Genomic DNA, 14,212 nt, shown 5'->3' on the forward strand with positions numbered 1-14,212 from the left:
ACGGACGGCTCCGTGAGGGCGTCCTGGCGCCGCTGGCCGGCGAGTTTACGAGGCACTGCAACCGCCGAGATAGTTCCCGTGCCCGTCGTCGTCGACCTCGAAAGGCCCTGGCGGAATGATGCAGAATTCGTTCCCTTCGGGATCGGCCATGACCAGGAAGCCTCCAGCCGCATACTGCTCGAGCAGCCGACCGCCCAACTCCTCCACTCGCCCCTGCTCAGAAGCCGGGTCCGGCGCGGCAACATCGAAGTGGATGCGGTTCTTGCCGGTCTTCGACTCGGGGACTTGCTCTGAAGACGTAACCAGGCGCACGCTGGGGTTATGACTCGATCTGTTGCTCTGTACTGCCGACTGTCCCCCCGCCCCGACGGAAGCTATGAAGGTGTCGACCTTCAGGAAGGGTGGGGCCGCTCGTACGCCGCGAGCATGTGGCCGGGCCTGCCCGTGGTCGTGTTCGCCGATGCCGGTATCTCCGCAGCCAACGGGGACCACAGACCCCGGTACGAGGCTTTCCGCGCGGCACTGGCAGGCGGGGAAGTCGCCCATGTCTGGGCCGTTGAACAGTCCCGGTTGGAGCGGCGTGAGGTCGAGTGGTTCACTCTGGCCGCAGAACTGGACGCAGCCGGAATCAGTGAGCTGCACACGAACAGGGACGGCGTTGTACGCGTACATGATGAAGTCGCCGGAATCCGCGCGGTACTCAATGCCGGGGAGGTGCGCAAGATGAAAAAGCGGGTCAATGATCGTCTTGCCGAGAATGCCGCCCAGGGGCGCGCGGCAGGGTCCAAGCCGTTCGGGTACGGCCACGGCGTGGACGAGTCCGGGAACAAGACGTACGTCATCATTCCGGAGCAGGCAGAGGCTATCCGGTGGGCCGCTGAAAAGGTGCTCGATGGATGGTCGCTCGCCAACATCGCTGCCGAATTGCGCTCGCGTGGACTGGTCGGCGCGCACAAGGTGAAAGTGAAGGACGCCAACGGCGAGATAGTCACGGACGCATCGGGGAAGCCTGTAACCCGTCCGTCGACGCTCACGGCAAGCTCTGTGAAGTCCATGGTGACCAAGCCGACCATTGCAGGATTCCGGGTGCATCAGGGCGTGATTGTGGGCCGTGGCAACTGGGCGCCCATTCTGGATGAGGCAACGTGGCAGGCGTGCCGGGCAAAGCTGTCTGCCCCGCGCACCGTGCGTAAGTCGGACGGATTCACCTACCCGATTACCGACGCGCACAAGGGCAATGCCACTGGGCGCAAATACACCCTTACCGGTGGCCTGGCAGTGTGCGGGGTATGCAATGCGCCCATGGTCGGCTCGGTAAAGAAACTCAAGAACGGCAAGCGGACACCGTACCTGTTGTGCCACCCGAACCGGGGCGGTAAGGGCTGCACGGGCGTGATGCTGGAAGCCACCGAAAAGAACGTCACCGACCGGCTTTTCGCCGAACTGGAAAAGCCGGGATTCCTCGATGCCCTCACCTCTGACGACCATGGTGCGCGCCGGGATGAACTCACCGCCCAACTCACGGCAGTTGAGGCGGAGCGCAACGAAATCGCTGCGGAACGGGGACGCGGTGAACTGACGCTCGCTGAGTGGAAGAACATGCGGTCAGGTCTGAACGAGCGGGAGGAGCGTCTACGGGCCGAACTCGCTGCCGTACCGGCGCCCACTACGAAGATGAACATCACGGCCGTCACGGCGGCACGGACGGCTTGGGACGGGGGCATGACGCTTGACGAGAAGCGCGCATTCCTGCGCATGTTCATCGACTCCGTGACGATCAAGCGCGCCAAGCCGGGAACCAAGGGTTTTGATCAGAACCGCGTAGCGATCAAGTGGCGCGAGGCATGATGTAGGTCACATCCAGCAAACGGCGGCTCTCCAACTGGGGGCCGCCTTTTGCTTGTTGAAAGCGATCATCTTTCCTGGGGTGTGAGGCCGGTCGAAACCCCTCTACCGGTGGCAAGCATTCTGTGCCTAGCCTTATTGGCATCCGGGCTGTGATGACGAGATACCGGCCCCATGTCCCTGGGCGGGACATATTCCAGGACGCCCCATGCCTCCTATCTCTCCCGAGGCCGCAAAACTCCGCGCACGTCTTGCCGCACAGAAACGGCACCACCCCGACGCGGACACCTCCGCCCTTGAACGCGAGTTGAAGGCTGCCACTGCCGCCTCGCATGTTCAACGGGCCGTAGACGACCCCGTACAGCTCGCACAAGCGGCCCGCATCGTGCGCGCGGCCCTCGACCGCATGGGCGTCGCTCTGACGGACCTAACGCCCCTTCCCGCCCCGGACGGGGATTCCCTCGATGCCGCATAGCCGGATATCGCGCCTGTGCACTCCGCGCCCTGGGCGCTAATCCACTCTGCACACAACTCCACATCCGCCCAACTGCGAGGGGAACGAACCCTAGGCGCAGCGGCTGAATTCCCGAGCGGGGCAGACATCCCGCGATGACCGGTCAGCCATAGGGCATTCAGAGTGCATGACTTGACCTTTGACCCCACTTATCGGAGAGGTGTCACCATGCCCAAGAAAAAGAAGAAGAGGAAGCCTAGGCCGGCGCCCAGCGGACCGCCCAAAGGACTCAAAGAGTTTGCGAAGCACTATGCATGCTCGCACTGTCGCCACTCTCGCGTTGACTTCATTGTGCAGGGGGCAGGAAACCGGTACGGAATTTCCATCCAACACGATGAAGGCTGCCCGGTACTGGGCGGCATCCTGTCGGACGTGCCGGACGCAATCCGCGCAGCCCAAGCCGCAGGACTGGGCGCCATGGTCGTAACTGACCCATTCGGCGGAGGCACGGTTGAGTGATGAATTGCCAGAGTCAGAGATAAACGCGCGCCTCGCACTGTGGTGGCTACTCAACCCACAAGAGAAACCGCTAGAGAGTCACAGCGAGGAAGTACAGCGCATCGTAAGCGCCGTATCGTCAAAGCTCGCCGTTACGGGCGTTGACGACAAGACAGAGGCGCTCATAGAGGCGCACAGGCGCAAGGCAGCCGAACTAACCAAGGCAAAGGAGATACTCAGCTATAGCAAGGCCCAACGACAAGCGGTCGAAATTGAAGAGAATGAATTCTCCTCCGCGCTTGAATCCGAGGAAGGCAGGGCCTCACTTGCGCAACGTTTCGCTACGGACGCGCTATCCACAGACACGCTCGACAGCATCCCGGACCATGAACCATTGATTGCCGACTTTATCAACCGGGACACACTCTGCCGCATATTCGGGCCACCCAAAAGCCTCAAGTCATTCATAGCCCTGTCCATGGCTGCGGCTATCGGCACCGGAGAAAGATGGTTCGGCTATAAGACAACTCAAACGCCTGTGCTTTATGTGGTCGCGGAGGGCGCGCGAGGGATACGGCCACGCGTGCGCGCCTGGGAAGAAATGAACGGCCGGAAAATGACAGGAGTCACGTTCTACCCAAAAGCCGTGCAGATAGGTGATGACGTCCAGATGCGCGAGCTAATCGCGTACGCGCGTCAAGGCGCGTTCGGACTGGTCATCTTCGACACTCAAGCGCGCTGCACTGTCGGACACGAGGAAAACAGCAACACGGATATGGGCCGGATCGTTGCCCGACTGGACAAGCTCAGAGAGTGGACAGGGGCGGGCGCCATGCTCGTACACCACTCAGGCAACGAGGGAGGGCGCGCGAGGGGTGCAACGGCCATCCTCGCGGCTATCGACTCAGAGTTTGAGGTGAAGCGAGACAAGGGCGCGGCCAGAGTCACCGTTAAAAGCCTCGCCCAGAAAGACATGCAGGAAGCGCCGGACCTAGTTCTAGAGGCTGTAAAGACTGGCGACTCTTTGGCGCTCCGAGTGCAGGGCGCGTTTACGGCCGAACCAATCAGCGTGCAAATCATCGTGACAGGCAAGCAAGCGGAGGCCCTTTGCGCTATCTCCGATTTCGGGGAGATAGGCGCATCACCTACAGGCGTCGCCGAACACCTGGGCAAGAAAGACGAGCGCGCCAAAATGGCCACGCATATGAAGGGACTAATAAGTAAGGGCCTCATAGAGAAGGTTCCGAACACAGGGCGTTATCAAGTGACGTACGAGGGGCAGCGGCAGGCGGACGCGATAGCGGGCGAGGCGGCAGCAACGGCACGGGAAGAAATCTGCGCCCAGTTGTCCATGGACGCGCCTTGATCCCGTAGCTATCCGGTAGCTACGAAACAAGATCCCGTAGTGCTTTCGTAGCTATCGGCCGTAACTACCGTAGCTATCCCGTAGTGCTTTCGTAACTACCTCTGACCAGGCACGTAATGCTTTGGTAGCTATTCCTTGATCGCAAACCTTGATCGTGTAGCTATAGCTGCGGGGGTGTACGTAGTACCCCCGCATAGCTACGCAAGGCGACAGGCACAAGACAGCCGACAAAAACAGGCGCCTGAATCGCTGGACAAATGCAAATGATCAAGTGAAGGTTGAAGCACGTCCCGCATGCCTGGGCGCCGGAATCAAGGCTCCGCCTCACTGGTCGGAGCCTTCCTCATGTCCGGCCCCAGCACGCGCCACGCTGCCCGCCTGGGCGCCTCGCGCGCGCCTGCCGCTACCGGGGCGCCACTGAACGCGGGAACGCCCTCACACGGCGCCCTGGGCGTTCCCGCTACTGCCGACCGGCACCGCGCTTCATTGAGGGTTGTCACGGTGCCGGTCGGCTGCCCGCTCGCCTGGGCGCACACACAGCAGAGGGGGCAGCCGTGACCGCTGAATGCACAACCGACGGATGCGCCTCACCCGTCATCGCGCGCGGACTCTGCCGACCCTGCTATATGCGCGAGCGAGGCAGACGACTCGGACCATGCACAGTGCATGACTGCCGCAATCCGCAACACACACAGGGCCTGTGCATGACGCATTACTGGCGCGTGTGGATAAGCGGCAAGCGCGAGGCGTCCGACAGTGCCACGGCATAAACCACCTGGGCAGCGCGCCACGCACTCAGGCGGCACAGGCAAAGACGCAGGTCACAGGCGCAGGCCGGCGGAGCGCGCACCACAAAACCGCAGGTCAGAGGCTTGATTTTTTGAAGGGGCACGCTTGGCAGCCCCGGCCCAAACTTCCAAAATTTTGCGGGGCCGTTTTCGCCCCGACTGATCTTGGGTCCGATCTGACCTCATCGGACTCAAGGGGCGAGCGGCTTTAAGGCGCGCGGGTTACCTCCGCCAAACGTGCGCCTGCCTTAGTCGCTCGCCCACTTTGCGGGACAGGGCGCCACCCATCCCGCAAACACAACCGAATAGCGCGCGCACGAAAGCCGCACGTCTTGACATGGCGCGTGCGGCTTTCGTGTGTGGCAAAGGGACAGGCTTTATCCATCCCTCTAACTGAACACCGTCATTACCAGGCAGGGCGAAACCCACCTGAATTCCAGTCACGACTAATGGAACAGGTGGGTACCCCATCATGTCTTCTGAACTCATTAAGACGCTGCATGAAAACAGGCAGCGCACTTGGAACGAAGCTAAGGCCCTTGCCGACCGCGTGGACGCTGAAAAGCGCGGTTTCTCTGGCGAGGAAGAACGTCAGTGGCTGCGGCTCATGACGGACATTGACGAGTACGACCAGCGCATACAGCAAATCCAGACGGACGAACGCAGCGCCCAGAATGCGGCTGCCATGCTCGACGGTTACGGCCGTGCGGGTGGCGTAATCCGTAACGAGGAACTCAGGTCCTGGGCGAGGGGCCAGGGTGGGCGACAGTTCGAAATCCGGCACCCTGGGGGACCGGTCGATTTCCGCACCCTCTCTAAGCTGTCGGCCGGCGCCGGTGGCAGCGTTGTTCCGCAGGGTTTCTATAACCGCCTCATGGCCCATCTGATTGAGTCGTCTGGGGTTATGCAGGCAGGCGTTACGGTCCTCAACACGACCAGTGGCGAGACAATCCCTGTGCCCAAGACGACTGCCCACAGTTCCGGCGCCCTCGTTGCGGAGGCGGGCACCATTGCGACCAGTGACCCGGCATTCGGCAGCGTCGACCTGGGCGCCTATAAGTACGGCGCCAAGTTCCAAGTCAGTACGGAACTCCTGACAGACACAGGCGTTGACCTTGAGGGCTATTTCGCCATGCAGGCGGGCAGGGCCCTGGGCAACGCGTTCGGGGTGCACGCCCTCACGGGAACGGGCAGCGCGCAGCCGCGAGGCATCCTCACGGACTCAACGGCAGGCGCTACCGGCGCAACGGGCCTGAGTGGCGGTTTCGGCGCCCAGGAAACGGCGGACAGGGGCGCTGACTATCTGATCTCGCTTTTCTATAGCGTGATTGCTCCGTACCGCATGAGTGCGTCTTGCCGTTGGATGATGGCAGATGGCACGGCGGCAACGATTCGGAAGATCAAGGATGCGACTAACGGCCAGTATGTTTGGCAGCCGTCAACGATCGCGGGTCAACCCGATTTGCTTCTGAACAAGCCGGTTGTCATTGACCCGAACGTTCCGGCAATCGGACTGTCGGCTAAGTCGGTTCTGTTCGGCGATTTCTCGCAGTATTTCGTGAGGATCGCTGGGGGCGTCCGGTTTGAACGGTCGGACGATTTCGCGTTTGACTCCGACCTTGTGACGTTCCGTGCGCTCATGCGTGCCGACGCTGCGATGGTCGACCTTACCGGCGCCATCAAGCATTTCGTAGGTGGCGCAAGCTAAGCCAGGACACACAAGGGCCCCTCTATCGCCTCGCATTCGCGGGACGGTAGAGGGGCCCTTTTCTGCGTTTACGGCAGGCGCTTAGCCGCTATGTCTTCCTGCGGAATGAGTACGTACTTACCGTCATCCTTCTGGATAACGGCGTGTTCGCTTGTCTCTTGCTCGATGTGCCCATGCCTCACATGGACGCCTGCCCGGTAAATGACTTCCTCGCGCTTACGCAGACTCACCGCCATACCGGCCCCTTACGCTTCAATGGCTTTCAAACCCTCGTACGCCTCGCGCAGCTCGGGCGCTTCCGGCAGTTGTCGAGCCTCAACGGCGTTGACTACTTCCAACGCTCGCCAGTGATTAGAGGGGACAACTCGACCGCTCATTATGGCTTTCTGTGCCGAGTCGCACGCCTCATCAAGGCGGTTGTCCGCGAGCAGGACTAGCGCCAAATCGATGTTCGCGGAAGCAACACGGCGCGGCCATTTACTGACGTCATCGGATGGACTCAGCCGCGCGATTACCTCACGCGCGTACGGTTCTGCGGCAGCGTCACCAAGCCATGCGAGCGTTGTTGCTGTGTAGGCGAGCGCCTTTGCCGGATCGTATTGGTAGTGGTGTTCTTTCGGGCGGTCCGGGATTCCCAGCTTGGCAGCCATGCCCTGTACCCGCTCGATAGCCGCGTATGTCTCTGTCGAGTGGCCAAGCCTCGCGCGTGCGCGCCCTTCCTGGGCGGTTGCCTGAATCAGGGCCGACGTTCCCACAGGGGCGATTGCCTGGGCCGCTTGCGAGAGTTCAATAGCCTTGGCGTAATCGCCGTCCGTGAGGACGCGCCACGCGTCGGTTTCAAAGCACCATGCTTCGATTTCCGGATGTTCCGCCTGCCGCGCGAGGGTAACCGCAGCTTGCAGACTGGCCGTTGCCGCGTGTTCCTGTTTCAGGTCGATATGGAGCGTTGCGCCGAACAGGGAAAGCCACCCACCGACGACCAGCAACCGCCGATGTTCCGAAAGCGTTTTGCGCGCGTCGAGTAGCTTTACGACATACGCGGAGTGCTGCCGTACCCGCTCCAAAAGATCAGCAGGGGGCGTAACCGGGTAGGCCATTGCCAATTCATCAAAGGTGCGCTCAAGGCGGGTTAGTGTCTCGTCTCCGACGTCGCTTGCCTGTACGCGTCGAGACAACTCCCAAGCGGCCATTTCGTCATCGTTGGCCGGCTGCGCGGGAACAATCCAACTGGGCCCCGCAGTAACGGGCAGAACATCGGCCGTCAGCAATTCGTCAAGCTCTCTTGAGGTGAGCTGCAACAGCTTTGCCATTTTCGGCCGTTGATGCGGCTGCGGGTCAACCTCGCCCTTTTCCCAGCGCTGCACCGTGGTGCGGTCGACTTTCAGGGCGTCCGCGAATTGCTCTTGGGTGTACCCGCTCGCCTTCCGGCGCTGCGCGAGGCGTTGCCGCTTTGCTGCCATTCCGGTACTCCGTCCGGGGTGCTGTCTTCCCTGGTCAGGGTACCGCGTGCAGCCAACATGCCGCCTAAATGCGGCACTTCTGCCGTGGTGCAGCCAGCATGCGGCACGGGAGCGTAGGCAGACGCAAGACCCCCGCAACCGTGCGACCGGTCCGGGGGCGTGGACCACCTGAGAGAGCAGGCAGCCATGAACTTGGTATCACGAACCCTCGAACGAGTGAGAGGCGCCCTGCGGGGGCGCCGCACCCCAGGCAGGCACAGCCGACCCGCTACGCCCCAGGAAGCGCCCCAGGAAGCGCCCCAGGCGCCCCCTGCCGCCCTCTCGCCCATCGTCCTGGGCGCCCGACTCGTCACCGCGCGCAGGACCCGCAGGGACAGGCACACGGGCGCTGAGTGGCAGGACACGCCGCTTGTCCGGCCGTTCCTGCTTCACCACCTGGGCGAGGCGCCCAGAAACGTCAACTCCCAGGCGTACATGGGCCGTTGGGAGGCTCGATGAGCGCGCGGGGACGTGACGACAGGATCGGTAAGCGATTCCGTGACCCTGCGGGGAAAACCGGCATTTGTACTGACGTCCTGGGCCGGACCGCCTATTTGCGTCCCGAGCGTGGTGGGCGGGAATGGCCTGTGCCTCTTGCCGACATTGAGCCGGTAACCGAGGACGCCCAGGATTCCGACGCGTTGAGCGAGAAACTTTCCGCCGTTAACAAGCGGAGCAGGGGGGAACTGTGACCCGCTCAATCATCAAAGCGGCTGAATGGACGCTGGGCCCGGAAACGGCCCCGGAGGCGCCCAGGGGTATCTATTCCGCCCTGTGCATGGCGTGTAGCGAGGAATCACCCGCATCGGACAACGACCCTGCGCCGGTTGAGATTTGGGCGTTGAAGCACACGGGCCGGAATCCGGACCATCGGCAGTACAAAGCCCAGGTCGAGACTTATTGGCGGGTGGCCCCTGCGGTCGGCAACCCGTACCGGGAAATCGACGCCATAAAGCAAGACCAGTAACACACCCGATGGCAGCGATGCGCCCTAGGCGCATCATTCCGGAGTGCCGAGGAAATCGACGCATCATCCAGACGTGATCGAAAGTACGGAGAGAGCGCCCCCAGCGCTGGGCTGCGAACGACTCTGGGGAACCGAGAGGCCACACTGACCCCCGCCCAGGCTTCCCCCGACCTGGGCGGGTAGCGCCCCCAACTGCGTGTGCAAGGGCCGCAGTTGGGGGCCGCTTGCTGTCATGATGCTGGTTACGTCTTCGCTACAACTCCCCTCGACGACCTTCTGGAAGCCCGCTCCCGGACCATCGCCACGGGCGAGCCAGACGTACGGGCCTGTCCTGGCCACGATCGGTCTCCCCAGGAGCTCTGCCCAGAACGAAGCCAATCGTTCCGGATCAACGCAGTCGACGATGAGGTCCTTGATCTCCATCTGAATGCCCGCCATGGAGCGATCCTCGCAGGCTGCGAGGGCTCACCCCGGCCGGATCAGCAAGCCCGGATGCCCTCGGCTGACGGGCACGGACGTCAAACGACAGGCTTACAAGGCGCACTCCGCCCAAACAGTCTTGACGAGAGGGTCGGAGGTGTCGCAGCCCCAGTTGTCGCTGAGTGCACCGACGATGAGCAGGCCGCGTCCCGACTCCGCATCGGACAGGTCCTGTTTGCGGCCGCCGAGGACGAGCGGGAGCCGGTCGGTACGGGCGTCGGTGATCTCGATACGGAGGGTGTGCTCGCCAGTGACCGTGAGCCGGAGGCGAAAGCCCCGGCCCCGTACATGACCATGCTGCATCGCGTTCACGGCGAGTTCGGCGACGATGTGGGCGGTGACCTCCGAGACCTCGCTCCCGTACGGCCAACCCCAGGCGTCCAGTTGCTGGGTGGCGAGGTATCGGGCGAGACGGGCGCCCCGCCGGGTCGCGGAGAGCCGGACCGAGAAGTGGTGCGTGGGAGCGGGGTGTTGAAGGGTGACGTTTTCCGGATTCATGTCACCCAGCGTGGCGAGTCGTTACACACTCTGACCAGGTAAGTCGCCGGTACTGAGCGTGATCTGTCGGATTGCCGGGACGTTCTGTCCGGGCTGTCGGCCGTGACGTCGAAGGGGGAATGACATGGCGGGTGCGGAATACGAAGAGGCCGAGAGCGGAGCGGATGAACAGGACCCGGACGAAGGGTTGTCCGAGGTCCTGGAGATGGTGGGACGCCATCTCAGGCGCTGGCGGGAGCGGGCAGGGTTGACACAGGCCGAGTTGGGCAGCGCGATCGGTTACACCGAGCACCAGGTGTCAGCGGTCGAGCGGGGCAGGCGGATTCCGAAGCCTGTATTCCTCGACAAGGCGGACGAGGTCCTCGGAGCGCAGGGGATGCTGGCCGAGTTCAAGGAGGATGTAGAGAAGGTCAGGTACCCGAAGAAGGTGCGGGATCTCGCTCGACTGGAGGCTGACGCGGCCGAGTTGGGTGCGTACGCATCGCACCACATCCACGGCCTGCTCCAGACCGAGGAGTACGCCAGGGCGCTCTACCGGATGCGTCGTCCCATGCTCGACGAAGAGACCATCGAACAGTACGTCGCAGCACGGATGGCACGGCAGTCGATCTACGATCGGCGGCCCGCCCCCATCCTCAGCTTCGTCCAGGAAGAGGTGACGCTACGCCGCCCCCTCGGTGGCAAGATGGTGAGGCGCCGACAGCTCGAACGACTGCTCGTCATCGGCCAGTTGCGGAACGTTGAGATCCAGGTGATGCCGACAGACCGCGAAGACCACGCCGGACTGGGCGGTGCGTTCATGTTGCTTGATCCGCACACCGGGGCGAAGGTGGGACACATCGAGGTGCAGCGCTTCAGCCGCGTGATCTCGGAACGGAAGGAGCTCCGCCGCCTGGAAGCCCAGTATGGGATCATCCGGGCGCAGGCGCTCACGCCAACAGAGTCACTGGCGTTCATCGAGAAAGTGCGGGGAGAGACATGACGATCAAGCCCTTTGCGGATGGCGCTTCCGGGCTGGACTGGGTCAAGAGCAGCTACAGCAGCAACGAAGGTCCTGAGTGCGTTGAGGTCGCGGCCTCTCCCGGCACTGTCCACGTACGAGACTCCAAGACAAGGAACGGCGCCCGCCTCGCCTTCGCAGACGACTCGTGGTCCGCCTTCGTATCGTTCGCGGGGCACAAGTAAAAGCCGACATAGTCAGCTGAAGAGCGCACCTACCGCGTCTTTGAGAGCATCGGCGGCGGCCAACGCGTCGGCGGTAGACCCGATAGACATGACCAGGTTCTCCAACGCCAGCTCCAGACAAGCCCGCTGAGGCTCACCGCTGCGTAACTGGTCGTCGATCCGCGCGAAGTCCGCACACCCCCGTCGGCGCTGTGCACCTCATCAGCTTGTGCTTCCAGTGCCGAACTGATCTCAGCGAGCTTGGCCCGCGCCGCGCTGAGCTTCTCCGCATGGGAATCAGCGTCACCGAACGCCACGACGCCCGTAGCAACGCCAACCAGACCACAAAGCCCGACATTCGGCACGGCTTCAAGAAGCCTCGTGGAATTGGCCGGATCACAGTCCCATGGCATACCCATCGCCTCGTTTTCCTCCTCCGCACAGCGCGAGCGTCGGGTAGCGTTGATCCGCGCCGTGTGCCTCTTCGGAGACGTACGAGACGTGGACCTGCGACTGCGTGGGCCCTCGGTTCGAGCGGATGGACTCGGGTGTTCCCGGTTGGGAGCCCTCCCTGCCATCCGACGCGCCGAAGGAGACGCTTCCGCATGAGCCCCGTCGAGTACATGCCCGAACGCCGCACCTGGGTCCGCGACATGTTCGTTGGTGTCGCCGCGAGCCTCGGCTCGGATCTGGTGCGGACCATCGTGCAGGCCACAGCGCACCTCCTCGGCTAGCCGAGGAGAGGGGGCGGGTCTTCGGGCCCGCCCCGTTCGCGAGACGAACGGACCAGGTCCGGATTAAAGTACGACCGGTAATCGCGGCCCGACGGGCTTCCTCACGAGGACATGCCCCCACCCGCACGAGTCTTGTCGTGCCTGTGGGGAATTCCCTTTGCTGCTCCGGAAATCGGTCGCCGAGTTACGCCCGCTCATCGTCCCTGTCGGGCAGGATCATCTACCGCTCACCCTGCGGCTGATCAACGAATACCAACAGTCCCATCCGAACAAGAAGCTGCCGGACAAGGGACTTGTCGCTTCCTGGGACCACAGCCTCCCGGATGTCGTCGAGGCGTTGCTCGCCCGCGGCCTCGACGGCGTGGAAGTCCTCATCGAATACTCGACGCCCGGGATGGCCGGCGAGGCCGACGTGATCCTGACCGGGCAACATCCGGCGACAAAGGACCTCTCCTACGTCGTCATCGAGCTGAAGCAGTGGCACAAAGCCGTCGTGTCCCCCACCAATCCCATCGCGGTGGACGCCGGTTACGGCAAGCCGAAGCTTCACCCCGTGCGCCAGGTGCAGCGTTACTGCGACTACCTCGTGCAGCATCTCGCTCCTCTGCACGGTAAGCCTGACCGGATCACCGGTGTCGCGTTGCTCCACAACGCCAGCCACGAGGTCACTTCGCTCTTCGAGTTGCCGCACAGCGACCACGGCCGGTTGTACACCCGGGACCAGCTCGGCGACTTCGAGGCCTTTGTCGCCTCACGTCTCGAGGCCGGAGTTTCAGGAGCACGGGCCGCGGACGTGTTCTGTCAAGCCCATCAGTACGAAGCTCCGTCGTCGAGTGAGGCCTTCAGCCGGGTCGGCAGTCCGCACCCGGTCTTCGCACTCCAGAAGGAGCAGGAGATCGCGTTCCAGGAGGTGTGCCAGAAAGTCCGTGCCGACGGTGGGAAGCGCGGGCGGAAGAAGGTCATCATCATCCAAGGCGGTCCCGGAAGCGGAAAGACGGCTGTCGCTGTGGAACTCCTGCGGACCCTCAAACAGGAGGGGTACAACATCGTCCACGCCAGCGGCTCCCGCTCCTTCACCAGCAACCTGCGCCAGGCAGCTGTCGACGCCGCACCCCGTGGTAAGAAGGGTGCCGCCGCAAAGCAGGCCCGCAAGGACTACCGTTACTTTCAGCAGTTCGGCGAGCTCCCGGAAAACTCCCTGGAAGTCCTCATCTGCGACGAGGCTCATCGGGTGCGGCTCCAGTCGGACGGCCGAGACGTCAAGAGGTGGGTCAAGGAGCGAGGGTGGCCCCAGGCCGACGAACTGATCCATGCCGCCGAAGTGCCCGTTTTCCTGCTCGACGACTGGCAGTCGTTGCGTCCGGACGAGGTCGGCACCGTGGACTATTTCGTCGAACGGGCCGAGGTTTGTGACTGCGACTACGAGGTCATCGAACTGCCCGGCATGTTCCGGGCGGAGGGCAGCGCCGCCTTCCGCGAGTGGGTGACGAAGCTGCTCAGCCTCAGGCCGACCACGGCCCCCGCCTGGGTGCCGGACGGCCGAATCGACGTGCGGCTGGCGGAGAGCCCGGAGGACATGGAGAGCTTCCTCCAACAGCGCATCAGTGAGGAGGGGTTGGGAGCGCGCATGACCGCGGGCTTCTGCTGGGAGTGGAAAACCCCCAAGAACGGCGAGTTGCTTCTCGAGGTTCAGATCGGAGACTGGCACCGTCCATGGAACGCCAAAGACGGCGTCAAGCTCGACGACGTACCGGAATCGAGCCAGTGGGCGACCGATCCTCGCGGCTTCGGACAGATCGGCTGCATCTACACCGCCCAGAACTTCGAGTTCGACTGGACCGGCGTCATCATCGGGCCGGACCTCGTGTGGCGCGACGGCCGCTTCACCGTGGACCGGACCAAGACCCATGACGGCAAACTCAAGCGGCCGTCGGTGAGTGACGAGCAGGTCGATCGGCTGGTGCGGCACGCCTACCACGTACTGCTGACCCGCGCCCGGAGCGGAATCGTTATCTACTCCGAGGACTTGGCCACACGCAACGCCCTCCGCAAGCTGATCGTGGGCACGGTCGCCGACTCTCCCTTGTCCAAGCCCGCGAAGAAGAAGCTTCCACCCCAGGTCACAAAGGTGGAACAGGCTGTCGAACAGCAGCTCGCGATAGAGTTCGACTAATCGTCATTGCGGCCCGACGGGCTTCCGCTCCGCTCCGC

The 14,212-nt window shown here is 63.0% G+C and carries 13 protein-coding genes; 9 read left to right on the plus strand and 4 right to left on the minus strand.

The annotated features are described in order from the left end of the window. Positions 1–45: 45 nt before the first annotated feature. Positions 46–312, minus strand: a complete 267-nt coding sequence (locus ABD357_RS21530) for a VOC family protein (RefSeq protein ID WP_425584958.1) — start codon at positions 310–312, stop codon at positions 46–48. Between the two features lie 9 nt (positions 313–321). On the opposite strand from ABD357_RS21530, the gene ABD357_RS21535 reads away from it, so the two are divergent. The 4 genes from ABD357_RS21535 (at position 322) to ABD357_RS21550 (ending at position 6,659) form a co-directional block, all read left to right on the plus strand. Then, positions 322–1,848 carry a recombinase family protein gene (locus tag ABD357_RS21535; RefSeq protein WP_344392125.1) on the plus strand — a complete coding sequence of 509 codons (1,527 nt, stop codon included), beginning with the start codon at positions 322–324 and terminating at the stop codon, positions 1,846–1,848. 205 nt (positions 1,849–2,053) lie between these two features. After that, positions 2,054–2,320: a hypothetical protein gene (locus ABD357_RS21540; RefSeq protein WP_344392126.1), complete on the plus strand. Its 267-nt coding sequence runs from the start codon at positions 2,054–2,056 to the stop codon at positions 2,318–2,320. Positions 2,321–2,810: 490 nt separating this feature from the next. Then, positions 2,811–4,163: an AAA family ATPase gene (locus ABD357_RS21545; RefSeq protein WP_344392127.1), complete on the plus strand. Its 1,353-nt coding sequence runs from the start codon at positions 2,811–2,813 to the stop codon at positions 4,161–4,163. Positions 4,164–5,423: 1,260 nt separating this feature from the next. Further along, the gene (locus tag ABD357_RS21550) at positions 5,424–6,659 is read left to right on the plus strand and encodes a phage major capsid protein (protein WP_344392129.1); all 1,236 of its coding nucleotides are present in this window, start codon (positions 5,424–5,426) and stop codon (positions 6,657–6,659) included. A gap of 245 nt (positions 6,660–6,904) precedes the next feature. Here the strand turns inward: ABD357_RS21550 and ABD357_RS21555 are convergent, their stop codons facing one another. Beyond that, complete coding sequence (locus ABD357_RS21555; RefSeq protein WP_344392130.1) at positions 6,905–8,119, minus strand: NsdA family TPR-like regulatory protein; 1,215 nt, start codon at positions 8,117–8,119, stop codon at positions 6,905–6,907. A gap of 727 nt (positions 8,120–8,846) precedes the next feature. Between ABD357_RS21555 and ABD357_RS45015 the strand changes: the two genes are divergently transcribed. Further along, positions 8,847–9,125, plus strand: coding sequence for a DUF7848 domain-containing protein (locus tag ABD357_RS45015; protein WP_486389225.1), 279 nt, complete (start codon positions 8,847–8,849; stop codon positions 9,123–9,125). A 63-nt stretch (positions 9,126–9,188) separates the two neighbouring features. On the opposite strand, the gene ABD357_RS21560 is transcribed toward ABD357_RS45015, so the two are convergent. Together ABD357_RS21560 and ABD357_RS21565 are read right to left on the minus strand one after the other, a co-directional pair. Next, positions 9,189–9,563, minus strand: coding sequence for a VOC family protein (locus ABD357_RS21560; protein ID WP_344392132.1), 375 nt, complete (start codon positions 9,561–9,563; stop codon positions 9,189–9,191). 93 nt (positions 9,564–9,656) lie between these two features. Then, a complete protein-coding gene (locus ABD357_RS21565) occupies positions 9,657–10,103 on the minus strand; it encodes an ATP-binding protein (protein WP_344392134.1) in 447 nt (148 codons plus the stop codon). A 124-nt stretch (positions 10,104–10,227) separates the two neighbouring features. Between ABD357_RS21565 and ABD357_RS21570 the strand changes: the two genes are divergently transcribed. The 4 genes from ABD357_RS21570 (at position 10,228) to ABD357_RS21585 (ending at position 14,174) form a co-directional block, all read left to right on the plus strand. Then, positions 10,228–11,085, plus strand: coding sequence for a helix-turn-helix domain-containing protein (locus ABD357_RS21570; RefSeq protein WP_425584959.1), 858 nt, complete (start codon positions 10,228–10,230; stop codon positions 11,083–11,085). Further along, entirely contained in the window at positions 11,082–11,288 is a 207-nt protein-coding gene (locus ABD357_RS21575) for a DUF397 domain-containing protein (RefSeq protein WP_344392135.1), read from the plus strand. Before ABD357_RS21570 ends, ABD357_RS21575 begins: the two co-directional genes overlap by 4 nt. Before the next feature lie 584 nt (positions 11,289–11,872). Beyond that, the gene (locus tag ABD357_RS21580) at positions 11,873–12,001 is read left to right on the plus strand and encodes a DUF6408 family protein (protein ID WP_344392136.1); all 129 of its coding nucleotides are present in this window, start codon (positions 11,873–11,875) and stop codon (positions 11,999–12,001) included. 157 nt (positions 12,002–12,158) lie between these two features. Further along, positions 12,159–14,174 (plus strand): DNA/RNA helicase domain-containing protein, encoded by a 2,016-nt coding sequence (locus ABD357_RS21585; protein WP_344392137.1) that lies wholly within the window; start codon positions 12,159–12,161, stop codon positions 14,172–14,174. Positions 14,175–14,212 lie beyond the last annotated feature (38 nt).

Source organism: Streptomyces vastus (assembly GCF_039532825.1).
GTDB classification, from domain to species: domain Bacteria; phylum Actinomycetota; class Actinomycetes; order Streptomycetales; family Streptomycetaceae; genus Streptomyces; species Streptomyces vastus.